The organism is Stutzerimonas chloritidismutans (assembly GCF_020783375.1).
Classification (GTDB): domain Bacteria; phylum Pseudomonadota; class Gammaproteobacteria; order Pseudomonadales; family Pseudomonadaceae; genus Stutzerimonas; species Stutzerimonas kunmingensis.
This window is the reverse complement of the sequence record NZ_CP086067.1, coordinates 4200232-4223917: the sequence shown is the minus strand read 5'-3', so window position 1 is coordinate 4223917 and position 23686 is coordinate 4200232. Positions and strand designations below refer to the sequence as shown.

Annotated in this window: 23 protein-coding genes; 15 read left to right on the top strand and 8 right to left on the bottom strand. The window is 63.5% G+C overall.

Annotation, left to right across the window (positions count from 1 at the left end; genetic code table 11):
- Positions 1–19: 19 nt before the first annotated feature.
- The 4 genes from LLJ08_RS19850 to flgA form a co-directional block, all read right to left on the bottom strand.
- The gene (locus tag LLJ08_RS19850) at positions 20–499 is read right to left on the bottom strand and encodes a hypothetical protein (protein WP_228207780.1); all 480 of its coding nucleotides are present in this window, start codon (positions 497–499) and stop codon (positions 20–22) included.
- Positions 496–1323: a winged helix-turn-helix domain-containing protein gene (locus LLJ08_RS19845; protein WP_228207779.1), complete on the bottom strand. Its 828-nt coding sequence runs from the start codon at positions 1321–1323 to the stop codon at positions 496–498. The genes LLJ08_RS19850 and LLJ08_RS19845 overlap by 4 nt, the downstream gene beginning before the upstream one ends.
- Positions 1324–1693: 370 nt before the next feature.
- The gene (gene lafA / locus LLJ08_RS19840; RefSeq protein WP_228207778.1) at positions 1694–2533 is read right to left on the bottom strand and encodes a lateral flagellin LafA; all 840 of its coding nucleotides are present in this window, start codon (positions 2531–2533) and stop codon (positions 1694–1696) included.
- A gap of 191 nt (positions 2534–2724) precedes the next feature.
- On the bottom strand, positions 2725–3321 hold the full coding sequence (gene flgA / locus LLJ08_RS19835; RefSeq protein ID WP_228207777.1) for a flagellar basal body P-ring formation chaperone FlgA: 597 nt from the start codon (positions 3319–3321) through the stop codon (positions 2725–2727).
- Positions 3322–3625: 304 nt separating this feature from the next.
- Here flgA and flgB point away from each other — a divergent pair, with 304 nt between their 5' ends.
- The 12 genes from flgB (at position 3626) to LLJ08_RS19775 (ending at position 14156) form a co-directional block, all read left to right on the top strand.
- The gene (flgB, locus tag LLJ08_RS19830) at positions 3626–3991 is read left to right on the top strand and encodes a flagellar basal body rod protein FlgB (protein ID WP_228207776.1); all 366 of its coding nucleotides are present in this window, start codon (positions 3626–3628) and stop codon (positions 3989–3991) included.
- A gap of 3 nt (positions 3992–3994) precedes the next feature.
- Positions 3995–4423, top strand: a complete 429-nt coding sequence (gene flgC / locus LLJ08_RS19825) for a flagellar basal body rod protein FlgC (protein WP_019340573.1) — start codon at positions 3995–3997, stop codon at positions 4421–4423.
- Complete coding sequence (locus LLJ08_RS19820; RefSeq protein ID WP_228208966.1) at positions 4420–5106, top strand: flagellar hook capping FlgD N-terminal domain-containing protein; 687 nt, start codon at positions 4420–4422, stop codon at positions 5104–5106. The genes flgC and LLJ08_RS19820 overlap by 4 nt, the downstream gene beginning before the upstream one ends.
- Positions 5107–5156: 50 nt before the next feature.
- The gene (gene flgE / locus LLJ08_RS19815) at positions 5157–6344 is read left to right on the top strand and encodes a flagellar hook protein FlgE (protein WP_228207775.1); all 1188 of its coding nucleotides are present in this window, start codon (positions 5157–5159) and stop codon (positions 6342–6344) included.
- Between the two features lie 9 nt (positions 6345–6353).
- A complete protein-coding gene (flgF, locus tag LLJ08_RS19810; RefSeq protein WP_019340570.1) occupies positions 6354–7082 on the top strand; it encodes a flagellar basal-body rod protein FlgF in 729 nt (242 codons plus the stop codon).
- Positions 7083–7096: 14 nt separating this feature from the next.
- Entirely contained in the window at positions 7097–7882 is a 786-nt protein-coding gene (gene flgG, locus LLJ08_RS19805; RefSeq protein ID WP_228207774.1) for a flagellar basal-body rod protein FlgG, read from the top strand.
- A 5-nt stretch (positions 7883–7887) separates the two neighbouring features.
- Positions 7888–8553, top strand: coding sequence for a flagellar basal body L-ring protein FlgH (flgH, locus tag LLJ08_RS19800; RefSeq protein ID WP_228207773.1), 666 nt, complete (start codon positions 7888–7890; stop codon positions 8551–8553).
- Between the two features lie 27 nt (positions 8554–8580).
- Positions 8581–9678, top strand: a complete 1098-nt coding sequence (locus tag LLJ08_RS19795) for a flagellar basal body P-ring protein FlgI (RefSeq protein ID WP_179485182.1) — start codon at positions 8581–8583, stop codon at positions 9676–9678.
- A gap of 69 nt (positions 9679–9747) precedes the next feature.
- Positions 9748–10791 (top strand): lytic transglycosylase domain-containing protein, encoded by a 1044-nt coding sequence (locus LLJ08_RS19790; RefSeq protein WP_228207772.1) that lies wholly within the window; start codon positions 9748–9750, stop codon positions 10789–10791.
- Positions 10788–12155 (top strand): flagellar hook-associated protein FlgK, encoded by a 1368-nt coding sequence (gene flgK, locus LLJ08_RS19785; RefSeq protein ID WP_228207771.1) that lies wholly within the window; start codon positions 10788–10790, stop codon positions 12153–12155. The genes LLJ08_RS19790 and flgK overlap by 4 nt, the downstream gene beginning before the upstream one ends.
- Before the next feature lie 37 nt (positions 12156–12192).
- On the top strand, positions 12193–13107 hold the full coding sequence (gene flgL / locus LLJ08_RS19780; RefSeq protein WP_179485179.1) for a flagellar hook-associated protein FlgL: 915 nt from the start codon (positions 12193–12195) through the stop codon (positions 13105–13107).
- Between the two features lie 14 nt (positions 13108–13121).
- On the top strand, positions 13122–14156 hold the full coding sequence (locus tag LLJ08_RS19775) for a hypothetical protein (RefSeq protein ID WP_228207770.1): 1035 nt from the start codon (positions 13122–13124) through the stop codon (positions 14154–14156).
- A 5-nt stretch (positions 14157–14161) separates the two neighbouring features.
- On the opposite strand, the gene LLJ08_RS19770 is transcribed toward LLJ08_RS19775, so the two are convergent.
- On the bottom strand, positions 14162–15346 hold the full coding sequence (locus LLJ08_RS19770; RefSeq protein WP_228208965.1) for a lactonase family protein: 1185 nt from the start codon (positions 15344–15346) through the stop codon (positions 14162–14164).
- A gap of 129 nt (positions 15347–15475) precedes the next feature.
- Between LLJ08_RS19770 and LLJ08_RS19765 the strand changes: the two genes are divergently transcribed.
- Entirely contained in the window at positions 15476–16633 is a 1158-nt protein-coding gene (locus LLJ08_RS19765) for an acyl-CoA dehydrogenase family protein (RefSeq protein WP_228207769.1), read from the top strand.
- The gene (locus LLJ08_RS19760; RefSeq protein ID WP_228207768.1) at positions 16630–19416 is read left to right on the top strand and encodes a response regulator; all 2787 of its coding nucleotides are present in this window, start codon (positions 16630–16632) and stop codon (positions 19414–19416) included. The genes LLJ08_RS19765 and LLJ08_RS19760 overlap by 4 nt, the downstream gene beginning before the upstream one ends.
- Here LLJ08_RS19760 and LLJ08_RS19755 read toward each other — a convergent pair.
- The 3 genes from LLJ08_RS19755 to LLJ08_RS19745 are packed head-to-tail and all read right to left on the bottom strand — an operon-like array spanning position 19379 to position 22931.
- Positions 19379–19600, bottom strand: a complete 222-nt coding sequence (locus tag LLJ08_RS19755) for a hypothetical protein (RefSeq protein WP_041015418.1) — start codon at positions 19598–19600, stop codon at positions 19379–19381. The two genes, LLJ08_RS19760 and LLJ08_RS19755, sit on opposite strands and share 38 nt — an antisense overlap.
- Positions 19597–20724, bottom strand: coding sequence for a PepSY-associated TM helix domain-containing protein (locus tag LLJ08_RS19750; protein WP_041015417.1), 1128 nt, complete (start codon positions 20722–20724; stop codon positions 19597–19599). The genes LLJ08_RS19755 and LLJ08_RS19750 overlap by 4 nt, the downstream gene beginning before the upstream one ends.
- The gene (locus LLJ08_RS19745; RefSeq protein WP_228207767.1) at positions 20724–22931 is read right to left on the bottom strand and encodes a TonB-dependent receptor; all 2208 of its coding nucleotides are present in this window, start codon (positions 22929–22931) and stop codon (positions 20724–20726) included. The genes LLJ08_RS19750 and LLJ08_RS19745 overlap by 1 nt, the downstream gene beginning before the upstream one ends.
- A gap of 279 nt (positions 22932–23210) precedes the next feature.
- On the opposite strand from LLJ08_RS19745, the gene LLJ08_RS19740 reads away from it, so the two are divergent.
- The gene (locus tag LLJ08_RS19740) at positions 23211–23669 is read left to right on the top strand and encodes a YybH family protein (protein WP_228207766.1); all 459 of its coding nucleotides are present in this window, start codon (positions 23211–23213) and stop codon (positions 23667–23669) included.
- Positions 23670–23686 lie beyond the last annotated feature (17 nt).

The following is a 23686-nucleotide window of genomic DNA, read 5'->3' as shown; positions in this document are numbered from 1 at the left end:
GGTCAGTCGGTGCGTCTGCTCAGCGCTGCGCCACCAGATGGTCGGCGCAGTAAACCTGCTGGGTTTCGACTCCGTAGAGGCAGGTTCCTACCTGTTCGAGGGTGATCCGCGCTCCCTTGTGTTTGCCATAGAGCAGATTGAACACCAGTTCGTCGTCGAGCTCGCTGGTGGCTATCAGGCTAGTGATCTCGCCTTCCTCGACGATCAGCCGAGCACGGCCAAGAAGATCTGTTTCCACCCGGCCAGACGCTTCGACGATAGCATTGCTATTTCGCGTCATCGAGTAGAAGCGGCCGTCGCGGAATACCACGCTCTGACTGACTGGCGCCAACTCCCCATTGCTGAGCAGGATTTGGCCTGTGGAGGCATAGCGGCCATCCAGGCTGGCGCTGTAGCTGGTGGTGCCCATGGCGACCAGCGCCCAGAGTGCCATGGCCGTCGGTACCATTACTCGTAGCAAGCGCTTGCTTGCGGCGCCGCTTTCGGAATGCACAGTCATCGCAGACATCCTTGCAGTGTTTCGTTCGAAATGCTGTTCACCTGGCTGCGGTGGACTTTCAGCCAGTTCACCTGGCCGTCCTTGCGCAGACAGCGCAGCTCGTAGAAGCCGGGTGACATATTGACGATCAGCCGACTCGGGTGGCTATTCAGGCCGGCGATGCTTGAAACAAGCAAACGGGTCTCCTGCATCATGCGTTCGAGCATGTGCTGGCTTTTCTCCACGTAGAGCACTTCCAGCTGGCCGATGGAATAGGCGTGGGTCAGCGAGCCCTTGGGCGCATGCATGAAGCGATAGCCCAGGGCGACCACCGCCAGCAGCAGCGCCATGGCGGTACCGAGCACGGTCGGTGCGAACCAGGGCGACGCCTGCAGCGCTGCCGCCGTCGGCTCCGTAATTTCACGTGTTTGCACGGTGCCAGTGCTCGGCGGTGCCGGCTCTGCCTCGCTGGCTTCGAGCAGGTGGTTCGGATTGAACAGGTAACCCCGCCGCGGCAGGGTCTGGATGATCTGGCTGGAACTGTCGGACAGCACCTGGCGTAGGGTATAGATCTGTTGGTTCAGGCTACCCTGGCCGACTACGCGGTTCTCCCAGGCATGGCGTAGCAGCTCCTCGCGCGAAACCACTTCCCCTGGTGTTTGCAGCAGTCGTTCCAATACTCGGCTGCCGGAGAAGCCGAGATCGACCTTTTCCGCGTCGTCACCGGTGATCAGCATGAGCTGGTAGAGCGAATGGTCGAAGCGCGCCACGCGGCCGTCCCGTCCGCACTTCAGAAGCGGACATGCAGTGCCATCGGTGGCCTTGGTGGTCAGAGATGAAATCATGGTGCCCTGAAAAGCGAACAGAAGTTTATGTGATCGGGGACAAGGGTTTGTCGTGAACTGGTTGGCAGTATATTGGCGCCGTTTTTTTGAACTTACAAGGGAACTAATCAGACTTATAGCTGTCATGCGTGATGGCTATATGACATCGCCTTAGTGTTTGCTCGACTTGTTAGTCAGTTCGGAGACCGCGCAGGGTGCGCCTTTGCTGGATTGGTGGAGGGAAGGGGGCGGTTGGTGGCGGTGCCTGACCATTGGTCGGATGGGCGGTCAGCGCTTGTTTAACACGCAAAAAAAACGCCCCGAACCAGTCGGGGCGTTTTTCATTTGTAGCAGAGCAGCGGGTAGGCTAGCGCGGGCCCGCCGACAATCATCAGCCCAGCAGGCCCATGACCATACCTGGCATCTGACCGGCTTGCTTGAGCATGGAGATGCCCGACTGCATGAGCATGGAGTTCTTGCTCATGTTGGCGCTTTCCATGGCGAAATCGGCATCCATGATCCGGCCCTTGGCCATCTCGGTGTTGTCCTTCATGTTCGCCAGGTTATTAATAGTGTGGTTCAGACGATTGATGTTCGCGCCAAAGCCAGCGCGTGCAGCACCTACATCAGCTAGCAAATCGTCCATTGTGCCAATGGCCGTGCTAGCAGTCGCCTGACTGGTAATCGCGCCAGGGGTACCAATAGCCGTAGCGATTGCTCCTAGCTCTGTACTTACGTCGACATCCATTGTCTCTGCGTCAGACGCTCCGATTTGGAAGGTGACTGCGCCAGCACCAAACTTACCAGCAGCATCTAGCAAAGTTGTGCCGGATCCGTAGCTGGTGTTATTGATGATGTTGGTCAACTCTTCGGCGAGGGCTTGGAATTCCCCATCCAGAGCAGTGTATTCGTCAGCGCCATTGGTGCCGTTCGCCCCTTGGGTGGCGAGATCTTTCATTCGAAGGACGATATCGGAAAATTCGCTTAATGCTCCTTCCGCTGTTTGCATCATCGAGATTGCGTCCTGCGCGTTACGTGAAGCAACACCCATGCCACGGCTCTGGGCATTCAGGCGAGTAGCGATCTGCAGGCCGGCGGCATCGTCGGAAGCGGAGTTGATGCGCAGGCCGGTACCTAGACGCTGCTGGTTGGTGGCCAGGGCGTTGTTCGACTTGTTCAGCGCGGTGTTGGTAACCAGTGCGGAGTAGTTGGTGTGAATGGACAGAGCCATGGTGATCATCCTTCGTGCGATTGGGCTGTTAGGAGCTGGCTTGACTGCCTGCTGAAAGGGTAAGGCGACAGCACTCGGCGAAGGATTAAATCCTGGCGTCAAAAAATTTAGAGCTTCTTTGAAGCGCAACAATTGAGGCGACCGCACCTCGCTTCGCATCGCGATCAGCCAGCCACTCCGTCGGAAAATGATCAGAAGGTGCTGGTAACGACCCCCGCTTCCACCACTTTCGCATCGATCACCTTGCCGCTGCGTGTGTTGCGCACGCGGATGACATCTCCGGGCTGGCCATCGGCTAGCGCTTCGCCGGAGGCGGAAGCTTCGATGCCGTCATTATTGGCAATCATCTTTACCGGTTCGCCACGCCGGACGGCCATGGCCTGCTCGAGCAGGGCAGGGGTGATGGTCTGGCCCGCGCGAATACGGCGTTTGGCGGCGAGGCCGACCAGCTCGTCGAGATGGTTGTAGTAGCCGCGCCGGGCCTTGGCGATATTGATGCGCTGCAGTTTCAGATCGTTGCTGGTAAGGGTCTGGCCGCGGTCGATGATGCCTGCAGCGTGTACCACTGGAAGGAACACGTGAGCCTGACCGGTGGCGCTGAGTGTCCAGCCGTCGGCACAGCTGACCCGCAGTTGCTGTCGTTCCATAGCCGAAGGCGCATCGCCGGTGGCCTGGACCAGCAGCGTGCCCGCGCATTCGGCCAGGTTGCTCGCGCTGGCTGGCAGGTTGATGTCGTGGCGCAGCTGCACCCCCTGCCAACCCTGGCGCGCTGCCTGCCCTTCGAGCATACGGCTGAGGTGCGTCTCGATGGCCTGCCTGATTTGAGCAGTGGCATCTGCATGCGCCAGGGGGGCGAAGGACAGCAGTAGGAAGGTGAAGAGGCGACAGGCGGAAGCGGCTTTTCCGCTTTCCGCGATAAGGCTTCGCCGATGCGGAAAAGAAGGCTCGGTTTCAGCCTGAAGCCGCTCTCTTTTATCTATATAAATCAAATGTTTACCTTGTTATGTCGGTCCGGCATGCTTTCTGCAATCACTCCCTTACCAAGCTGCGGGCGTTGTTCAAGCCCGCCCAGGCTGCAAAGGGTATCGGTGAATGAGTATACGGATTGATGACGCCCTGGGCGTCCACGAGCGGGCCCTCGGTTTGCGCATGCAGCGCAGCGAGATTCTGGCGGCGAACCTGGCCAACGAAGACACCCCGGGCTTCCAAGCGCGGGACATCGATTTCAGCAAGGAGATGCAGCGACTAGACAGCAGCATCCCGCCACGCATGACCCTGGGAGGCACTGACCCGCAGCTGCTGTTCCGCGTACCGGGCCAGGCTTCGCAGGACGGCAATACCGTCGAGCTGTCGACCGAGCAGGCGCAGTTCTCGCGCAACTCCATGGATTTCCAGACCAGCCTGACCTTCGTCACGATGAAATTTCGTGGCTTGAAGCAAGCCATCGAGGGCCGTTAAGCCATGTCATTCGATTCCATCTACCGCATCGCCGGCTCGGCGATGAATGCCCAGACCGTGCGCCTCAACACCGTGGCGAGCAACCTGGCCAACACCGACTCGGCAGCCAACAACGCCGCCGACGTCTACCAGGCGCGCAAGCCGATGTTCGCCGCTGTGTACGAGAACAACTCGCTGACCCGCGGCGTCGGCCTGGGCGGCGCCCATGTGCAGGTGCTCGACGTGGTGACCTCTGGTGCTGAGCCCAAGCGCCGCTACGAGCCGGGTAATCCCCTGGCGGACGGCGAAGGCTACGTCTACTACCCCGACATCAACGAGATCGAGGAAATGACCGACATGATGTCGGCCACCCGCAGCTTCGAGACCGGCGTCGAGGTGCTAAATCGCGTGAAAAGCATGCAGCAGAGCCTGCTGCGGCTGGGAGAATCCTGATGGCGGTGAACAATAATTTGCAGGGCAGCGGTCTTGCCGGCACCGCCGCCAACGAGTTGCCCAAGCAGGCGGTGAACGTCAGCGATTCCACGCAGATGGAGAACAACTTCATCAGCCTGATGGTCGCGCAGATCAAGTACCAGGATCCGACCAAGCCGGTCGACAGCACCGAGTTCCTCAATCAGTTCTCGGCGATGTCCCAGGTCAAGAGCATGGAAAACCTGGCGACCCTGGCGCAGAACAATCTGGTGCTGACTGACAACCTGCAGACCCTCACCGCCGCCGGCCTGGTCGGCCAGCAGGTGAGTGTGGCGGTCGAGTCGCTGGATCTCAGTGGGCAGGCCGTCAGTGGTGGCTTCGATCTGAGCCATGCCTCGACCCGTACCGCCGTGCTGCTGACCGACTCCAACGGCACCCAGACCCGCATAGAGCTGGGCGCGCAGTCAGCCGGCAAGGTGCCCTTCGTTATCGATCCGGCCAAGCACGGCCTTCGCGATGGCAAATACAGCGTCAGCATCGAATCGGAAAACGGCGAGTTCCCGCAGGTGGAAGTTGCCGGTCAGGTCTCCAATGTGCGCGTCAGCGCTGAAGGTCCGGTGCTTCAGGTCAATGGCGTCGGTTCGGTGCCTTTCTACAACATCCTTGAATTCGCCCAGGCCGATGCCGGGCTGCTCGGCGGCTGAGCCTCAGGGCTCGCCAGTTTTCTTTTCCTTTTACATATCGAGATCAGCCAATGAGCTTCAACATCGCCCTGACCGGCCTCTCCGCCGTCAACGAACAACTCAACACCATCGGCAACAACATCGCCAACTCCGGCACCGTCGGCTTCAAGTCTTCGCGGACCAACTTCGGCAGCCTCTATGCCGAGAGCCAGGCCATGGGCGTTGAAGTCACCGGCACCAGCCAGAGCATCAGCCAGGGCGGCGCGCTGACGACCACCAACCGCAACCTCGACCTTGCGATCTCCGGCGGCGGCTTCTTCGTCACCCGCGCGAGCAATGGCGACGTGGCCTACACCCGTGCCGGCGTGTTCGGCACGGACAAGGACAGCTACCTGACCAACAGCCTCGGCCAACGCCTGCAAGGTTATCCGGCTGATGCCACCGGCAACCTGCAGACCGGCGTGGTCAGCGACCTGCAGATGAAAGCCGGCGGTCTACCTGCCAAGGCCACCGACGCGCTGAGCTTCGTCGCCAACCTCGACGCCAATCAGGAAGTCCCAGCGGTCGCTTTCGATCCGCTGGTTGCCGACAGCTACAACTCCACCTACACCACCAAGCTGTACGACTCCCAGGGCAAGGAACATACCCTGACGCAGTACTTCGCCAAAACGGCGGACAACAGCTGGAACGCTCACTATTACGTCGACGGTACCGCCATCGCTGGCCCGCAACCGCTGACCTTTGACGGCGCCGGCACGCTGGCCGCGCCCATTGGCAAGGTCCCGCTGAACGCCGCTCTGACCGGCGGCGTCGATCCGCTGGCCATTCAGCTCGACTACAGCGGCACCAGCCAGTACGGCTCCGAGTTCAGTGTCACCAGCAACCGCGCCACCGGCTATTCGGCCGGTGAGCAGACCGGCATGAGCGTTGAGAAGGACGGCAAGGTCTACGCCAGCTACTCCAACGGTGAGCGCCTGCTCCAGGGCCAGGTCGTGCTGGCCAACTTCGTCAACGCTGAAGGCCTGAAGAACATCAGCGGCACCGCCTGGACCGAAACCGCCGCCTCTGGCGCGGCCATGCTAGGTGCTCCGGGCGTCGGCCAGTACGGCAACCTGGCCAGCGGCGCGCTGGAAAGCTCCAACGTGGACCTCACCCAGCAGCTGGTGGGCCTGATGGAAGGCCAGCGCAACTACCAGGCCAACACCCAGGTGATCTCCACCAACAAAGAACTGACCCAGGTCCTGTTCAACGCGCTCTGAGGCTGATCCATGGATCGTTTGGGATACACGGCGATGACCGCTGCCAGCCGCACGATGATGTCGCTGCAGGTGCGCTCCAACAACCTCGCCAACGTCAACACACCGGGCTTTCGTGCCGACCTCGAACGCGCTCAGGCGGTAGCGGTGGAAGGCTACGGCTACGACAGCCGGCATATGGCGGTGGTCGAGAACAACGGCGTGAGCCTGGCTGCCGGGCCGCTGATGGCTACCGGCCGCGAGCTGGATTTCGCGGTCAAGGGCACCGGGCTGATCGTCCTGCAGGATGGCGACGGCGAGGCCTATACCCGCCAGGGCAGCATGCAGATCGATGCCGAAGGACGCCTGACCCTCAACGGTCGCGCTGTCATGGGCGAGGGCGGGCCGATCGAGCTGCCCGAGCATGATCGTGTCGAGATCGGCAACGACGGCACCGTGTCAATCATGGCACCGGGCGACTGGATGATGGCCGAAGTGGACCGCATCCGCCTTGTCGACGTCGCGGCTGCGGACCTTATGAAGAACGAAGCCGGCCTGCTGGTCACCCGCAACGGCGAGCCCGCCGCGCCGAGCGAAGACGTGCGCCTGGCCAGCGGCTTTCTGGAGTCGAGCAACGTCTCGGCCATCGACGAGCTGGCCTCGACCATGAGCCTCAATCGCCTGTTCGAAACCCAGGTAAAGATGATGAAAGCCGCCGAGGACCTTTCCGACGCCGGCAACCGAATGATCCGCGGCAGCTGATCGGGAGATAACGCATGAATTCCGCACTTTGGGTCAGCAAGACCGGCCTGGCTGCACAAGACACCGCCATGGCGACCGTTGCCAACAACCTGGCCAACGTCAACACCAATGGCTTCAAGGCTGATCGCGCCGTCTTCGAAGACCTGTTCTACAGCATCGAAAAGCAGCCGGGCGCGCAGGCGGATGAGATCAACACCGTGCCGTCCGGCATTCAGCTGGGCAGCGGCGTGCGCGTCGCTGGCACCCAGAAGGTGTTCACCGAAGGCAGCATCCAGACCACCGGCCAGCCGATGGATCTGGCGATCGTCGGCCGCGGCTTCTTCCAGGTCGAGTCGCCCAATGGCGACATCCTCTACACCGAGAATGGCCAATTCCAGCTCAACGCCGAAGGCGTGATGGTCAACGCACAGGGCCTGCCGCTGACGCCAGCCATCGAAGTACCGCAAGGCAGCACCGGCTTCACCGTCGGCGCGGACGGCATCGTCACGGTGGTGCTGCCGGGCGACACCCTGCCCTCGGAGCTGGGCCAGATCACCCTGGTCAACTTCACCAACCCAGGTGGCCTGGAAGCGCTGGGCGGCAACCTCTATCGCGAAAGCGTTGCCAGCGGTGAAGCCGTCGAAGGCGTGCCGGGCGAAGAGGGTCTCGGCCAGCTCAAGCAGGGCGTGCTCGAAGGCTCCAACGTGCAGGTGGTCGAGGCCATGGTGGCGATGATCGCCATCCAGCGTGCTTACGAGGCCAACGCCAAGGTGCTCGATGCCGCCAGCGGCATGCAGCAGTTCCTCAACCAGACCGTCTGAGAACGATGATGCGTACGCCCATTCTGCTCGTCGCACTGGCCCTGTTAACCGGCTGCGCCAGCTTCAACGAGATGCTGCCGGAAGAGCCATCGACCGAGTACGAGCCGCTGGAGCTGGACTACAGCCTGCCGCCGACCACCGGTGGCGGTCTGTTTCGCTCCGGTTACAGCGGCTCGCTGATCAGCGACAAGCGCGCGGTACGGGTCGGCGACATCCTCACCGTCGTGCTGGACGAATCCACCCAGTCGAGCAAGAGCGCCGGCACCAGCTTCGGCAAGGAATCGAGCGTAGGCATCGGCGTGCCGACCATTCTCGGCAAGACCTACCCGGACGTTGAAACCTCAGCCTCCGGCGAACGCGAGTTCAAGGGCTCGGCCAAGAGCTCGCAGCAGAACACCCTGCGCGGCTCCATTGCCGTCAGCGTGCATCGCGTGTTGCCCAACGGCACCTTGCAGATCAAGGGCGAAAAGGCCCTGCGCCTGAACCAGGGCGATGAATACATTCGCCTGACCGGGCTGGTGCGCATCGATGACATCAACCGCTACAACCAGGTGTCCTCGCAGAGCGTGGCCAACGCGAAGATTTCTTACGCGGGTCGTGGTGTGCTCAACGACAGCAATTCGGCCGGCTGGCTGACGCGCTTCTTTGCCTCGCCGCTGTTCCCTCTTTAAGTGATGGCCCTTGGAATGACTAGCCCGATGCGATCCCTCAAGCTGTTTCTCGCCGCCGTCGCGCTGTGGCAACTACCGGCTCAGGCCGTGCCGCTGATGGACCTGGTGGATGTCGAGGGCATTCGTGGCAACCAGCTGATCGGCTACGGCCTGGTCGTGGGCCTCGACGGCACCGGCGACAAGAACCAGGTCAAGTTCACCAGCCAATCGGTGACGAACATGATCAAGCAGTTCGGCGTGAATCTGCCGCCGAACGTCGACCCGAAGCTGAAGAACGTCGCTGCGGTGACCATCACCGCCACGGTGCCGCCGTCCTACAGCGCAGGCCAGACCGTTGATGTCACGGTTTCCTCGTTGGGCGACGCCAAGAGCCTGCGCGGCGGCCAGCTGCTGATGACCCCGCTGCAGGGTGTCGACGGCGAAATCTATGCGCTGGCCCAGGGCGCGGTGATCGTCGGCGGCGTCAACGCCGAAGGTGCCAGCGGCTCCAAGGTCGCGATCAATACATCCAACAGCGGCCTCATTCCCAATGGTGCAACGGTCGAGCGGATGATCCCGAGCGACTTCACCGAACGCGCCGAAGTGATGCTCAACGTCCGTCAGCCGAGCTTCCAGACAGTCACCCGTGTCGTCGACGCCGTTGACGCCTACTTTGGCCCGGGCACCGCCACCGCACTCAACGCCACCAAGGTGTCGATCCGCGCGCCGGTTACCAGCACCCAGCGGATGAGCTTCATGGCCATGCTCGAACGTTTGGAAGTGGAAGAAGGACGCAGCCGGCCAAAAGTGGTGTTCAACAGCCGCACCGGTACGGTGGTGGTAGGTCAGGGTGTGCGGGTGAAAGCGGCAGCGGTTGCCCATGGCAGCCTGACCGTCACCATCAGCGAGCGGCCGCAGGTCAGCCAGCCGAATGCCTTTGCGGGTGGCGAAACCGTTGTCACGCCGCAGTCGGACGTCGCCATCGAGCAGGACCGCAAAGCAATGTTCAAGTGGCCGGAAGGCGCGAGCCTGGAAAGCATCATCAACACCATCAACAGTCTCGGCGCCACGCCTGACGACGTGATGAGCATCCTGCAGTCGCTGGAGCGTGCTGGCGCGCTCAACGCTGAACTGATCGTGATGTAACAAGGGCCCGGTAATCGGCCGCTCGGCGGCAGGTCGGACCCGCAGCAGATTCTGAATAGGTTTTGGCGCATGAGCATCGTATCCCTTCCGCAACACCTCGCTTCCATGCGCAACCGCGCCGACGGCCCGACCGCGGCGCGGCGCCAGCAGCTGGAAGTCGTCGCCGAACAGTTCGAGGCGATGTTCCTGCAACAGATCCTCAAGCAGATGCGCAAGGCCGGCGACGTGCTCGGCGCTGGCAACCCCATGCGCAGCCGCGAGCTGGACACCATGCGCGACTTCTATGACGAAGTGCTCGCCGACACCCTGGCCGGCAAGCGTCAGACCGGCATCGCCGACATGCTGGTTCAGCAGCTAAGTGGTGAAGCCGGCAGCGCGCCGACCGCCCTAGTCGGCCACGCTGGCAGCGGTTTGCAGGGTGGTGGCTTGCACGCGCTGCGTGGCACCTGGCAGCGCGGTGTGGATGCGCTGGACAATGCCTGGGAAAGCGGCAAGGCGGGGTTCAAGTCGCTGGTCGAGAGCGTCATCAAGCACGAATCCAGCGGCAATATTGCAGCGGTATCGCCCAAGGGCGCGCGTGGCCTGATGCAGTTGATGCCCGGCACCGCGCGTGACATGGCAGCCGAACTGGGGCTGCCGTTCAGCGAAGCGCGTCTGACCACTGATGCCGAGTACAACAAACGCCTCGGCAGCGCCTACCTGAACAAGATGCTCGACCGTTATGACGGCCACCAGGCCCTGGCGCTGGCAGCCTACAACGCCGGCCCGGGGAAGGTGGACGAATGGCTGAAAAGCCATGGCGACCCACGCAAGGGGGAAATCGGTACCGGCGCCTGGGTGCAGAAGATTCCTTATGCGGAAACGCGCAACTACACGCGCAATATCCTCAACGATCTACAGGCTGCCGCACCGGCGCCCAGGCCGGATCAGGCTGCGCTTCAGCCGGTAACGCCGGTCCAGTCGCAGGCGCCAGCTGCCGCTACAGCGGCATTTAATTCCGGGCTCGATCCCGTCGCCTTTACCGATAAGCAACCACCCGTCGCAGCGCGTAGCCATCTATCCGTGGCGTTCGCACAACCGATCCGGATCGAGCCGAAGGAAGTCCTGTTGTGAGTATTTTGGGTCAAATTGGCTATAGCGGCGTTCGCGCCTCGCAGATCGCCCTCACGGCGACCGGGCAGAACATCGCCAACGTCAACACACCGGGCTTCAGCCGTCTGACGCCGGAGCTGCACTCGCTTGGCGGGCAGACGTCGGTCAGCATCGGGGGCGGCGTCGAGGTCAGCTCCATTCGTCGGCTGTCCAACGATTTCCAGAACCAGCAGCTCTGGCGCGCGACAACGGACAAGCAGTACTTCAGCACCAGCCAGCAGTATCTGACCGCGCTCGAAGGCCTGATCGACAGCGAAGGCTCGAGCGTCAGCGTCGGCCTGGACAACTTCTTCGCCGCCCTCAGCGAAGCCAGCTCTACGCCCGAATCCATTGCCCTGCGCCAGCAGATCATTGGCGAGGCCAAGCAGCTGGCGCAGCGCTTCAATGGGCTGAACAGCAACATCGGTACGCAGCTCAATGCCCTGCAGGGCCAGCGGGTCGCAATGACCAGCGAGATCAACGGGCTGTCCGGCAATATCGCTGAGCTCAATGCCAAGATCCGCGAGATGGAATCGGCCGGGCGCGACACCGCGACCCTGCGCGACACCCGCGAAAACCTGGTCAAGGACCTCAGTCAGTACGCCGGCATCCGCGTGCAGGAAGCGCCGGACGGCACCCTCAGTGTGTCGCTGGCCAATGGACAGCCACTGGTGGCCGGCGCCACCGCCGGACAGTTGAAGATCAGTGAAAACGTTGCCGGTGAGCAGGAGATGACACTGGTCTTCGCCAAGACCACCTTTCCGCTCAACCCACAGGGCCTCGGCGGCGCACTCGGTGGCCTCTACGACATGGAGTATGGCGCGTTGCGCCCGGCTCAGCAGGACCTGCATGACATGGCGGCCGCCGTCGCAACCTTGGTCAACGACACGCTGGCCGGTGGCTTCGACCTCAATGGCAATCCAGGCCAAGCGCTGTTCAGCTACAACGCCGGCAGCACCAGCGGCATGCTGGCGGTGAACGCACTGGGCGCCTCGGATCTGGCGTTCTCGTCGACGGCGGGCGAGGTGGGTAATAACAAGGTCCTGCTGCAGATGCTCGAGCTGAAGTCGGCCGGCGTCGCGGTCGCCGGCAACACCGTACCACTCAACGATGCCTACGCTGGCCTGGTTGGCCGCGTCGCCAGTGCCAGTCGACAGAACCAGGCTGATCTCGGTGCGGCAACCACCGTTGCCGAACAAGCCCAGGCCCAGCGCGACAGCGTCAGCGCGGTCAACCTGGACGAGGAAGCGGTCAACCTGATGGCCTACGAGCAGGCCTACCAGGCCAACATGAAGGTCATCAGCACCTCCAACGATCTGTTCAACGCCGTACTGGCGATGTTCTGAGTCGGCACCTGCCGATTCGACTGAAGAGAAAGACACCATGCGCATCTCCAACGCCCAGATCACCGCCACCATGCACGGCTCGCTGAACGCCAGCTCCGAGAAGCTCGGCAAGTTGATGCAGCAGATGGCCACCGGCGAGCGCATGTTGCTGCCCTCCGATGACCCGATTTCCGCCGTGCGCGTGCTGCGTATCCAGCGCGAAGAAGCCACCCTGACCCAGTACCGCACCAACATCGCCAACGTCTCGGGCAACCTGTCCAAGCAGGAGGCCAACCTCAAAGCCGCGTCCGACACCATGCTCAGCGTGCGCGACTTGCTGCTCTGGGCCGCCAACGGCAGCAACACCAGCGAGGATCTGGCGGCAATCGCCAACGAGCTGGGCAACCTGGAAAAGACCATTCTCAGCTTCGCCAACGTGCGTGACGAAGAAGGGCGCTACCTGTTTTCCGGCACTCTCAGCGACCGTCCGGCGATCACCTTCGATGCCGCTACCCAGACCTACCAGCTGACTGGCAACGATCAGCATCGCCAGGCGGCAGTCGCCAATGGCGTGCTGGTCGAGGAAAACGTCACCGCGGCGCAGGTGTTCGGCGGTGGCGTGGGCATGCTCAACGATCTCAATGCCCTGGTGACGGCGCTCTCTGATCCGGCTCTCGATGCCAACGATCCGGCCGTACACGCGAGCATCACCGCGACCCTGAACAGTCTCGATGCGACCCACGGCGAATTGCTGGGCGCGGTCTCCGAACTGGGCGGACGGCAGAACACGCTGACGCTGCTGTCGAGCAGCAACGAGGACGTTTCGCTGGTGAACCAGAAGATCGAAGGCGAGCTGTCGCAACTCGATTACGCCACCGCCAGCATCGACCTGAACAACTATCAGCTGTCCTTGCAGGCGACGCAGAAGACCTATTTGAAGATCAACGGGCTGTCGCTGTTCGGCATGCTCTGACCGAGGTAGCGTGAATGAAGATTGGTAAGCAGCTCCCCGCTGTTTCCGCAATCGGTCCGCAGGAACGCCGCCAGGCCTTGTTGCCGGATGCGGTGAGCCCGCCGCGTGCGCCTGTGCCCGGCGACACCGCACATGCCGAGGCCGTCAACAAGAAGAGCACCAGCTTCAGCCTGCAGCTCAACCAGCAGCTGTCCTCGATGCAGTCGGCTGAAAGCTACCTGAACGACCTGCAGGGCCGCCTTTCGCAGCTCAAGCTCGCCTTGAGTCGGGAGATCAGTTCGCCAACCCCGAACAGCGGGCCGGACGCGATCCGTCATGCCATGCAGGAAGTCGAGCAACTGCTGCGTGAGCGCGGCCAGCGCTCGGTCAACTCCCTGGATGCCACGTTGAAGCTGCGGCTCAGCGAGCCGGTGCGCAGTCGCTTCAGCCTGCAGGGGCTGGATTCGCTGGAAGCGATCCGCCAGTCTGGCCGCGAAACCCTGCTGTTCAGTGGCGGTCGCCAGCTGGCTGAGCCGGTGGCCGTGGTGCTGGACGATGACATGAGCGACGAGCAGATTCTGCGTCGCTTCAACAGCAGCCTCGGCCAGGCCGGAATCCGGGCCGAACTGGATGACAGCGGCCGGCTCAGGTTTTCCGCACGGGAGAGCGACTGGCTGCAGCTCAAGGATCAGCTGGCGGTGCAGGGCGAGGACAAGCTCTTCGGCAAAGGCAGGTTCCAGCGTGTGCAGAGCCATGAAGAGCAGCTGCTACGCCTTCCCGACGACCCGGCGCTCGACTCGCTGCGCGAACTGCGGCGCATGCTCGATACCGTGGTTGCGGGGCTGGAAAAGGTCGGCGCGCTGCGCGAGCAGCTCGGCCAGCGCCAACGCGAGATTCGTGAATTTCTGGCGCAACAGGCCGATGTCGACGAGCAGCAGTGGGCGAAGGACTTTTCGCATTCGGTGTTCAATCTGATGCAGCGCAGCCCGTCCAGCTACGCCGCCGTCACCCAGACCGTTGTGGCCCAGGCCAATCTCAGCCGGTTCGCTGTGGTCAGCCTGTTGTCCTGACTCGCTCAGTTAGGGGTGAAAAACTTGATGTCCGACGGGCGCTCGACCGGCAGGGTCTGCAGCGTCTCGCCGAGCGTTCCGCTGTCCGGATCGCGCCCGATCACCACCACGTCATCGCTCAGCTGATTGGCGATCAGCAGGAAACGCCCGTCTGGAGCGATGGCAAATTCTCGTGGTTCGCGGCCTTCAGTGGGGCGGCGCTGGATTTCCCGCAGGGCGCCGTCGCTGTCGATGGCGAAGACGATGATGTGGTTGTAGTCGCCGCGGTCGCTGACATAGAGGAAACGGCCATCGGCCGAGGTGTGGATCGCCCCCGGTGAATGACGCACCTCGCTAGCGGCATCCTTCAGGTCCAGCAGTTGCCGGCGGATCAGGGTGCCGTCCGTGTAGTCGAAGCTCGCCACTTGGGCGCTCAGCTCGAGGGCGAGATAGGCGTGCTTGCCATTGGGGTGGAAGACCAGATGGCGCGGGCCGCTGCCCGCTGGCAGCTCGATGCTGGAGGGTTCGTCGGGTTGCAGGGGACGTTCGGCATTGCGCGGGTCGTAGCGGTAGACGAATACATGATCGGCGCCCAGATCGCTGACCAGCAGGCGCTTGTCGTCCGGGCTCGGTACGGCGGAGTGCACATGCGCCGCCTGCTGCCTCTCGGGGTGCACGCCGCTCGACTGATGCGCGAGAAGCTGCGTGACCGGCAGTGGCCGGCCATCCTCGGCCAGCGGCATCACCGCCAGGCTGCCGCCCGGGTTCGGTCGCGCCCCGTAATTGCTGATGAACAGGTAGCGCCCGTCATGGCTGAGGCTGGCATGGGTCGGTTCGTCGCCCAGGCTGATGTTCTGCCCGATCAGCTGGTGCTCGCCGCTGCTGTCGAGTTGCCAAGCGCTGACACGACCGACCGGGTCGGCGTGCGTTGGGCTGTTCTCGTTGGTGGCATAGAGGCGCCCGCGCTGCTCGTCCAGCACCAGCCAGGAGGGATTGTGGCTGGCGAGGGTCTGCAGCGGTTGCGGGTCGATCCGACCTTTCGCCGGATCGAAGCGCAGGCGCAGAACGCCCGGGCTGTCGCTGTCGTGCGTGTAGCTGCCGATCAGGATGTGCATGTCGTCGGTCTCGGCTCGCGCGCCGGCAGACAGCGTCGCGCCGATCAGCAGAGCGAGAGCGAGGCGAAGCAGTACGGGGCGTTTGCGCGCGGTCATTGATGTCATGCCACTATGACCACCGTGGGCGCCCAACGCTCCCTAAGACGTTGTTCGAACAATACCCGACTGTCAGGGTCTGATATGCACCTGGGCGGACGCCAGCCACCCGCGAATTCAGGAAGATTCATGGACCACTTGCTACCCGTTCAGCTCGTCGAATTGCAAAACGTCGCCGCCGATCTGGCTGAAACCGTCATTGCGCCGCTGGCGGCCGAGGTTGATGCCGACTGCCGCTGGCCCGCCCATTCGCTGCGAGCACTTGGCGACGCCGGGCTGCTCGGGCTGCAGGTGCCGAGCGAACTGGGCGGCCTGGGGCAGGGGCTGCTGGGCTTGTGCGTGATTACCGAAACCATTGCCCGCGCCTGCCCGTCGTCGGCGCTGTGCTACGGCATGCATTGCGTGGCGACCGCGGTGATCGCGGCCAAGGCCACCGAGCATCAGCGCGAACACTACCTGCGGGAGATCGCCGCGGGACAGCACATCACCACGCTGGCGCTCTCCGAGCGGGGCACCGGCGCGCATTTCTACCTGCCGGAAACCCGCCTGGATGCCGACGGCGAAGATTTCCTGGTCGACGGTACCAAGCAGTTCGTTACCAACGGAGACCATGCTGACTCCTACGTCGTGTCCACCGTCGCGGCGGGCGCCGAGGCGGGGGATTTCAGCTGCCTGATCGTCGACCAGGGCAGTGCCGGCATGAACTGGCTCGAGCCCTGGGCCGGCTTCGGCATGCGCGGCAATTCCTCGCGGCCGCTGCAGCTCGATCGCGTCCGGGTACCGGCGCGCAACCTGCTCGGCGAGCCGGGCGATCAGGTCTGGTACGTGTTCGAGGTGGTCGCGCCGTTCTTCCTCATGGCCATGGCCGGCACCTATCTGGGCGTTGCCCAGGCGGCGCTGGACGAGGCGAGCCTGCATCTGCGCTCGCGGCATTACAGCCATTCCGGCGAGTCGCTGCGGGATGTGGAAAGCCTGCAGATCCGCTATGGCGAACTCTGGACCGAGCTGGTCAAGACCCGCGCGCTGGTGCGCGAAGCCGCACGCCGGGGCGATGGCGCCCACCCCGAGGCGTTGTCATTCATCCTGGCGTGCAAGGCTGATGCGGCGGAGACCGCAGTGCACTTGGCCAACGAGGCGATGACTCTTTGCGGCGGCGCGGCCTATCGCGAGAACAGTCGTGTCGCCCGTCTGCTGCGTGACGCGCGGGCTGCGCACGTGATGACCCCCACCACCGGCCTGCTCAAGCTCTGGACCGGTCGCAGCCTGCTGGGGCTGCCGCTGCTATGAGCGAGCTGCTGCTCGATCAGATCGCGCTGCTGGAGGCAGGCGATGCCGCGTTGCGCGAGCAGATCGACAGCTGGGCGACAGCCCACGGTCTGCAGGTGCGCAGCCTTGATCCAGGCGCGTTGCTGCCCGATGAGAACGAGCCGGCGCTAGTGCTGCTGGCGCCCGGTCTGCAACGCCCGGTGGCGCAGGCCCGGCAGCTGCGCAGTCGCTGGAAGGCCACCCAGTTGCTGTTCCTCAGCGATGAGGCGGGCGTCGACTCGCTGCACCGCGAGCTGGGCCCGGCGCCGTTGCTCGGGCCTCACTGGTCGATCGTCACCCTCGGCGCCAGCGCGCTGGCGCAGCTTGATCAGGCCTTGGCCAGCGTGCGGCGGCGGGCGCGCCTGCGCACCACGTTGGCGCAGGCCAACGCGATGGTCGACGGCGGGCAGTTGAGCAAGCGTTCGTCACCCACGGCAGAGCTCTATCTGCATCATTTCATCGACGCGGCACGCGACGCCATCGTCGGTCTCGACCGCGCCGGGGCGGTGCTCTACTGGAGCGCCGGTGCTGCCGAGCTGTTCGGCCTGGGCCGTGGCGAGGTGCTACGCCGTGCGGCGAGCGGGCTGCCGTTCTGGAGCGACGAGCTGGGCCAGGCCCTGGCGCAGGTCCAGGATTGCGACACGACGCTGACCCTGCAGCATGAAGACGCGGCTAACGGGCGAACGCTGGAGATCGTCGTCGCCGCCGTGTGTTCTGCGGATGGCGCAGTGGTGGGCGCGGCACTGACCTTGCGCGATGTCTCGGCGCTGGTCGCGGAGCGTCGCGCCAACGAGCTGCATGGTCGTCAGCTCAGCGAGGAGCGCGCCCACCTGCAACGGCTTTTCGACCAGGCGCCGGGCTTCATCGCCATCACCGAAGGGCCGCAGCACGAGCTGAAGATCGCCAATCGCGCCTTCCACCAGCTGGTCGGCGCCCGCGAGCTGCTCGGGCGTCCGGCGCTCAAGGCGTTTCCGCAACTGGAAAGCCGCGCGCTCTCTGACTTGCTACAGCAGGTCTATGTCACCGGGCGGCCCTATATCGGCCGCGACATCGCCGTGCGCGTGCGCCCGCAGGCCGGCGGCAAGGCCGAGCGTCACTATGTGAATTTCATTTTCCAGCCGGTGTTCAGCGAGGACGAGCAGGTCAGCGGCATCTTCTGCCAGGGCCATGATGTCACCGCCCAGGTGCTGGCGCAGCAGGCGCTGCAGCGCTCCAGCGAGCAGCTGCAGGAGCTGGTCGAGGAGCGCACCCGCGAGCTGGAACTCAGCCGACAGGCGCTGTATCAGTCGCAGAAGCTCGAGGCCATCGGCAAGCTCACCGGCGGCGTGGCACACGACTTCAACAACGTGCTGCAGGTGATCGCCGGCAATCTGCAGTTGCTGCAGCCGCTGGTGGAGGCCAACCGTGGCGCGGCGAAGCGGGTCGATGCGGCCAGCTCCGCCGTCGAGCGCGGTGCCAAGCTGGCGCGGCAACTGCTGGCCTTCGCCCGTCGGCAGCCGCTGCGCCCGCAGCCGACCAACCTTAGCCGGCTTTTGCGCGACCTCGATGAGCTGCTGCGCCAGGCGTTGGGCGAGCGCATCGAAATCGAAACCGTGGTGGCGGGCGGGCTGTGGACGACGATGGTCGACCCGAACCAGCTCGAACAGGTGGTGCTGAACCTGGCGATCAATGCCCGCGATGCCATGCCTGATGGGGGCAAGCTCACCCTGGAGCTGGGCAACGCCATGCTCGACGAGCACTACACCGGTACCCAGATCGACGTCGCGCCAGGGCAATACGTGTTGCTGGCGGTGTCGGACACAGGCGTTGGCATGCCCGCCAACATTATCGAACAGGCCTTCGAACCGTTCTTCACCACCAAGCCCGAAGGCCACGGCACCGGGCTGGGGCTGAGCATGGCCTACGGCTTCGCCAAGCAGAGCGGCGGGCATATCCGCCTGTACAGCGAACCGGGTGCCGGCACGAGCGTGAAGCTCTACCTGCCGCGCACCGAGCAACCCGAGGTACAGGCGCAGCCATCCACCGTCGGGCCGGTGGTGGGCGGCAGCGAAACCATCCTGGTGGTCGAGGACGATCTGCCGGTGCAGGCCACGGTGATCGAGTTGCTCACCGGCCTCGGCTATTCGGTGCTGCGCGCCAACGATGCGCAGAGCGCCCTGAGCATCCTGCAGAGCGGCCTTTCCATCGACCTGCTGTTCACCGATGTGGTCATGCCGGGGCCGCTCAGCAGCACCGAACTGGCGCGCCAGGCTCGCGTGTTGCTGCCGGATATCGCCGTGCTGTTCACCTCCGGCTACACGCGCAATGCCATCGTGCATGGCGGGCGCCTCGATCCTGGCGTGGAGTTGCTGAGCAAGCCCTATCGGCAGGAAGACCTGGCGCGCAAGGTGCGCCAGTTGCTGGGCACGCAGCACAGCGACGACAAACCCGTCGAGCAGCAGTGGGTGATGGTGGTGGAGGACCAGCCGCAACTGCTGGTGCTGGCCTGCGAGATGGTCGAGGAGCTGGGCTACCGCGCCTGCGGCTATCCGAATGCTGAAGCGGCCGCGCAGGGGCTGCACGAACAGCGCTTCGATCACCTGTTGCTGGACGTCAATCTGCCGGGCCGATCAGGCCCCGACTTCGCTGCCGAGGCCTTGCGAACCCAGCCATGGTTGCGGCTGGTATTCGTCTCCGGTGAAGGGCGTATCGAAAGCAACCTGCCGGCGCGCTCGCTGCCCAAGCCGTTCAGCTTCGACCAGCTCGCCGAGATCCTGCAGGGGTAAGGTCGCCGCCGCGTGCCAGGGGGCGGGCGCCGCTGCGTGACAAGCCATGCAGGCCGATGGCGACGGGCGCCGCCAGGGCCAGCCAGCTCAGCCAGTCGCCCGCGCCTTCGGAGACCAGCCCGGCGATCAGCCCGAAAGTGGACATCACGCCGATAAGCACCGGCCACAGCCAGATGCGCATCATGAGCGTACCTCCGTCGTGCCGCGCTTGATCCACAGGTACAGGCCGCTGCCCAGCACGACGATAGTGAGGATATCCAGCAGCCCCCAGAGGAACTTGAGCGGCAGGCCGCCGTAGTCACCGAAGTGCAACGGTTCCGAGAGCTGCAGCACGGTGACATACCAGGGCCGGGCGCCGGCTTCGAGCACCTCGCCATTGGCCGGATCGACCAGCAGGGCCTGGGTCAGGCGGGAAGTCAGCGGCGTGTCGCCGCGCAGGATCACCGCGACGTGCTCCGGCGTGGCGCGCAGTGTGCCGGGGTAGGCAATCATCGACACCGCCATGTCCGGCGCTGCAGCCAGCACGCGATCGACCGCAGTCTGCAAGGAGCCATCAGCGGCAGGCGCATCACTGGCATCGGTGGCCAGCAGTACCCGCGTTTCACCGGCTTGCAGTGCGGCGACCTGTTCGGCCTGCCAGGCCTGGAAGATCAGGTCCGCCCAGGTATTGATCACCCCGGTAAAACCCACCGCCAGCGCCCACACCAGGGTGACGATGCCGAGCAGGTTGTGCATATCCAGCCAGCGGGTGCGTGCAGTGCGTTCCTGACGCACCTCGCCGAAGCGCAGCTTGCGCATGAAGGGCGCGTAAAGCACCACGCCGGAGACGATCGCCACCATCAGCAGCAGGCCCATGAAGCCGAGAAACAGCTTGCCGGCGAGCCCCGCGTAGAGGTCCACGTGCAGGCGGTACATCACGCTCATGAAGCCTTCGTCGAAGTTCGGCGCGCCGAGTACCTCGGCGGTGCGGGCATCGGAGAGGATCAGCGTCGATTCGCTTTCATCAGTGTCGACGCGGGTATCCAGCTTGACGTACCAGACGTCCGGCGCGTCTTCCTCGGCGAAAAAGTACAACGGCACGAGGCCCGGATAGGCCTTCACAGCTTCGGCCGCAACCCGGTCGACCGCAGCGCGCGGCGTGCCCTCGGGCATCGCCGGCGCCTCGATCTCGTTGCCGGTGAGGTGATCGATCTCGTGGGAGAAGATCAGCGGCAGGCCGGTCAGGCACAGCATCAGGATGAACAGCGTAGAGACGAGACTGGACCACTTGTGGACCCAGCCCCACCGCCGCAGGGTGACTGCCTGCATCAGAAGTCGACCGTAGCGCTGACCGAGAGCGTGCGCGGGGCGCCGAGGACGAGGTAGTTAGAGCCCGGATAGCCGCCAGCGGAGGCCCAGTAATCTCTGCCCGTGGCGTTGTCCAGACGGGCTCGCAGAGTCACATCGCGGTCGTCGATGGTCATGCGATAACGGGCGCCGAGATCAAAGCGGGTCCAGGATGGTAAGCGGAGGTCATTGCCGGCGCTGGCGTACTGCTTGCCGGTATGTATCACCAAGCTGGTAAGCGTCAGCCCCTGCACACCGGGCACGTCCCATTCGCCGCCGAGGTTGGCCTGCACCTTGGGAACGCCGATGGCATCGTTGCCATCGTTTGCGCCGTTCAGCGTCTTCCTCTGTTCGGCATCCAGCAGCGTTAGTCCCCCCAGCAAGCGCGTCCCGTAAACGGGTTCGCCGAAAACCGACAGCTCTATACCGCGATTGCGTTGCTCGCCGCCCTCGCGAAACACCTGATTTTCAACAATGCCGAAGGGTCGCTCGGTACTGAAAACCGCAATACTGCCGCCCAGATTGCCGCCATCATATTTAAGACCGATTTCTGTCTGTTTTGCGACATATGGCGCCAGCGAGGTTCCGGCATTGAGTACGGGCAGATTATTGGCCGTCGCCGTTGCGGTATCGCCCTTGGTCAGCCCCTCAATGTAGTTGGCATAAACCGATAGGTCGTTGTTCAGCTGGTAAACGATGCCGGCCACCGGAGTGGTTTCATAGGCGTCGTAACGATCGATGCGATCGCCTGTAACGGGCGCGTAGCTCCTGGTTTCGATGCCTTGCCGGCGGGCGCCCAGCGTGACCTGCAGGCGATCATCGAGAAAGCCCAGTGTGTCGGCTATCGCCAGACTCTGCGTGCTGACCTGTTCAGTGCGTTTTGGATCAGAAAGATCCCCTCCGGGGAAGGTCACCGTCGTTGGTAGCGGCGCAGCGAACGGGTCGTGGATATTGCCGATCACAGGACCGAAGAAGGTGAAGGCATTCTTCTCCTCGAAGTCGTGCATTGCGGCCGAGGTCACGATCTCATGTGAGACCGTTCCGGTTTGCACACGGAAACGCATGCCGATCTCACCTGTGTAAACGCGGTCTTTGCGGTGATTGTCGAACCGCGACGCCGTAGTTGAGCCGTCGGAGGTAGCCCTAGGGTTGGAGAGCCGATTCTGTTCTTCTCCGTCACGTATGCCAGCGGCCGCCCAGCCGGTGATCGAGTCGGCGAAATCATATTCGGCACGGAAGGTGCCGAAGGTCTGCTTCTCTTTCGAATAGGTCCAGGGCTGTGCAAAGTTGTCGTCGGCATCCGGAGCGCTGGGAATTCCACCATTTGGCGTCACGCTCGGCCTAGGATTGTCGAGGAAGTGGTACTGATGGCCGATGTCTGCCGACAAGCGCAGACGGTCACCTTGGTAGTCCAAGCCCAAGGCGAACATGTCCAGCGTCTGGTCCTCGTCCTCAACGCCTGTTTCGCCGGCGCGCTTGGCGGCGTTGAGGCGAACGCCAAACTGGTTCTGCTCACCAAAGCGGCGACCCAGGTCAGCGGCAACCGTGCCCTGACCGCCGGAACTGGCGCCAAATGTCATGCGAGTCAGGGGCTCGTTCGGTGCACGCTTGGGCAGCAGGTTGATAGCGCCGCCAAGACCCGTACCACCCGGTGCGGCGCCATTGAGAAAGGCGCTTGCACCACGGAATACCTCCGCGCGCTCGATGAACTCCGCGGCCACATACTGGCGCGGCAGCAGACCGTAGAGTCCGTTATAGGAAATATCATCGGAATACAGCGGGAAGCCGCGCACGACATACAGCTCCTGCATGTTGCCGAAGCCACGCGCCACGCGCACCGAAGGATCGTTCTGCACGATGTCCGACACGCTACGCGCCTGCTGGTCCTGAATCAGCTGCGAGGTATAGGACGTCGAGGTGAACGGGGTTTCCATGTAGTCGCGATTGCCCAGAATCCCTACTCGCCCACCACGGGCAACCTGTTCGCCGGCATAGGGTTGGGTCAGGCCATCGGCCGAGGCGTCGGCGCTGGCGGTGATTTCCACCGATTGCAGTTCGACCGGCTCGGCGGCAGTGCCTTGAGATTGATCTTCGAGTTGCTCCTGAGCCATGAGCGGCGAGCCAGCGAAGCTGGCGGCAAGGCAAACGGGCAGCAGTGCGGTTTTACGCGGGAAGCGAAGAGTGGGCATGGCGGACCTGACCGGACGTTGAGCTGTGAGGGTGGCGGATGACGGCGCGATGGGCAGTTGAGAGCCTGTGCCATCTGAGAGCCACTATCATATTTCAATGCTAACAATTCGCAACCGTATTCCGCTCGATGGAGCCGCGGCATGCTCACGCGCCGCTGGCGCAGGGCGTCTGGCATGCGGGCCGCGCCTGCGTAGAAAAAACTGATTGGGTCTGTCGATTCTGGAAGTCGCCGGACGACTAGTTGGTGAACCCCGTTCACCCGATCAGAGGAGAAGGACATGAATAGCCAGAACAGCGAGGTCGAGAGCGCCATTCGCCAGCTGCACGAAACGTTCGAACAGGCCACCAAGGCCAAAGATCTCGACCGGATCATGGCGCAGTACGCCGACGACGTAGTCGCCTTCGATGCGGTCGGCGCACTGCAATTCAAGGGCGTTGAGGAATACCGGGCGCACTGGCAGCGCTGCTTCGAGTTCTGCCAGGGCGAAGGTTTCTTCGAGACCCATGAACTGCATGTGGATGTCGGCGGCGAGCTGGCCTGCAGCCGCATGCTTACCCATTGTGGCGGACCCAATGCCGAAGGCGAGATGCAAACGGCCTGGATGCGCGGCACGCGGGTCTGGGCGCGGCGCAACGGTGAGTGGAAGGTGATCCACGAGCACTTTTCGATGCCCTTCGACATGCAGACCGGCCAGGTATGCATGGATCAGACACCGTCGCAGCAACAGACCGGTTGAGGCAGGCCCGCGGTCTT

What these genes read in the sequence shown, in the direction of transcription:
- LLJ08_RS19850 (WP_228207780.1), bottom strand. Translation starts at nt 499, where the DNA reads ATGACTGTGCATTCCGAAAGCGGCGCCGCAAGCAAGCGCTTGCTACGA.
- LLJ08_RS19845 (WP_228207779.1), bottom strand. Translation starts at nt 1,323, where the DNA reads ATGATTTCATCTCTGACCACCAAGGCCACCGATGGCACTGCATGTCCG.
- lafA (WP_228207778.1), bottom strand. Translation starts at nt 2,533, where the DNA reads ATGGCTCTGTCCATTCACACCAACTACTCCGCACTGGTTACCAACACC.
- flgA (WP_228207777.1), bottom strand. Translation starts at nt 3,321, where the DNA reads ATGCTCGAAGGGCAGGCAGCGCGCCAGGGTTGGCAGGGGGTGCAGCTG.
- flgB (WP_228207776.1), top strand. Translation starts at nt 3,626, where the DNA reads ATGAGTATACGGATTGATGACGCCCTGGGCGTCCACGAGCGGGCCCTC.
- flgC (WP_019340573.1), top strand. Translation starts at nt 3,995, where the DNA reads ATGTCATTCGATTCCATCTACCGCATCGCCGGCTCGGCGATGAATGCC.
- flgE (WP_228207775.1), top strand. Translation starts at nt 5,157, where the DNA reads ATGAGCTTCAACATCGCCCTGACCGGCCTCTCCGCCGTCAACGAACAA.
- flgF (WP_019340570.1), top strand. Translation starts at nt 6,354, where the DNA reads ATGGATCGTTTGGGATACACGGCGATGACCGCTGCCAGCCGCACGATG.
- flgG (WP_228207774.1), top strand. Translation starts at nt 7,097, where the DNA reads ATGAATTCCGCACTTTGGGTCAGCAAGACCGGCCTGGCTGCACAAGAC.
- flgH (WP_228207773.1), top strand. Translation starts at nt 7,888, where the DNA reads ATGATGCGTACGCCCATTCTGCTCGTCGCACTGGCCCTGTTAACCGGC.
- LLJ08_RS19795 (WP_179485182.1), top strand. Translation starts at nt 8,581, where the DNA reads ATGCGATCCCTCAAGCTGTTTCTCGCCGCCGTCGCGCTGTGGCAACTA.
- LLJ08_RS19790 (WP_228207772.1), top strand. Translation starts at nt 9,748, where the DNA reads ATGAGCATCGTATCCCTTCCGCAACACCTCGCTTCCATGCGCAACCGC.
- flgL (WP_179485179.1), top strand. Translation starts at nt 12,193, where the DNA reads ATGCGCATCTCCAACGCCCAGATCACCGCCACCATGCACGGCTCGCTG.
- LLJ08_RS19775 (WP_228207770.1), top strand. Translation starts at nt 13,122, where the DNA reads ATGAAGATTGGTAAGCAGCTCCCCGCTGTTTCCGCAATCGGTCCGCAG.
- LLJ08_RS19770 (WP_228208965.1), bottom strand. Translation starts at nt 15,346, where the DNA reads ATGACCGCGCGCAAACGCCCCGTACTGCTTCGCCTCGCTCTCGCTCTG.
- LLJ08_RS19765 (WP_228207769.1), top strand. Translation starts at nt 15,476, where the DNA reads ATGGACCACTTGCTACCCGTTCAGCTCGTCGAATTGCAAAACGTCGCC.
- LLJ08_RS19760 (WP_228207768.1), top strand. Translation starts at nt 16,630, where the DNA reads ATGAGCGAGCTGCTGCTCGATCAGATCGCGCTGCTGGAGGCAGGCGAT.
- LLJ08_RS19755 (WP_041015418.1), bottom strand. Translation starts at nt 19,600, where the DNA reads ATGATGCGCATCTGGCTGTGGCCGGTGCTTATCGGCGTGATGTCCACT.
- LLJ08_RS19750 (WP_041015417.1), bottom strand. Translation starts at nt 20,724, where the DNA reads ATGCAGGCAGTCACCCTGCGGCGGTGGGGCTGGGTCCACAAGTGGTCC.
- LLJ08_RS19745 (WP_228207767.1), bottom strand. Translation starts at nt 22,931, where the DNA reads ATGCCCACTCTTCGCTTCCCGCGTAAAACCGCACTGCTGCCCGTTTGC.
- LLJ08_RS19740 (WP_228207766.1), top strand. Translation starts at nt 23,211, where the DNA reads ATGAATAGCCAGAACAGCGAGGTCGAGAGCGCCATTCGCCAGCTGCAC.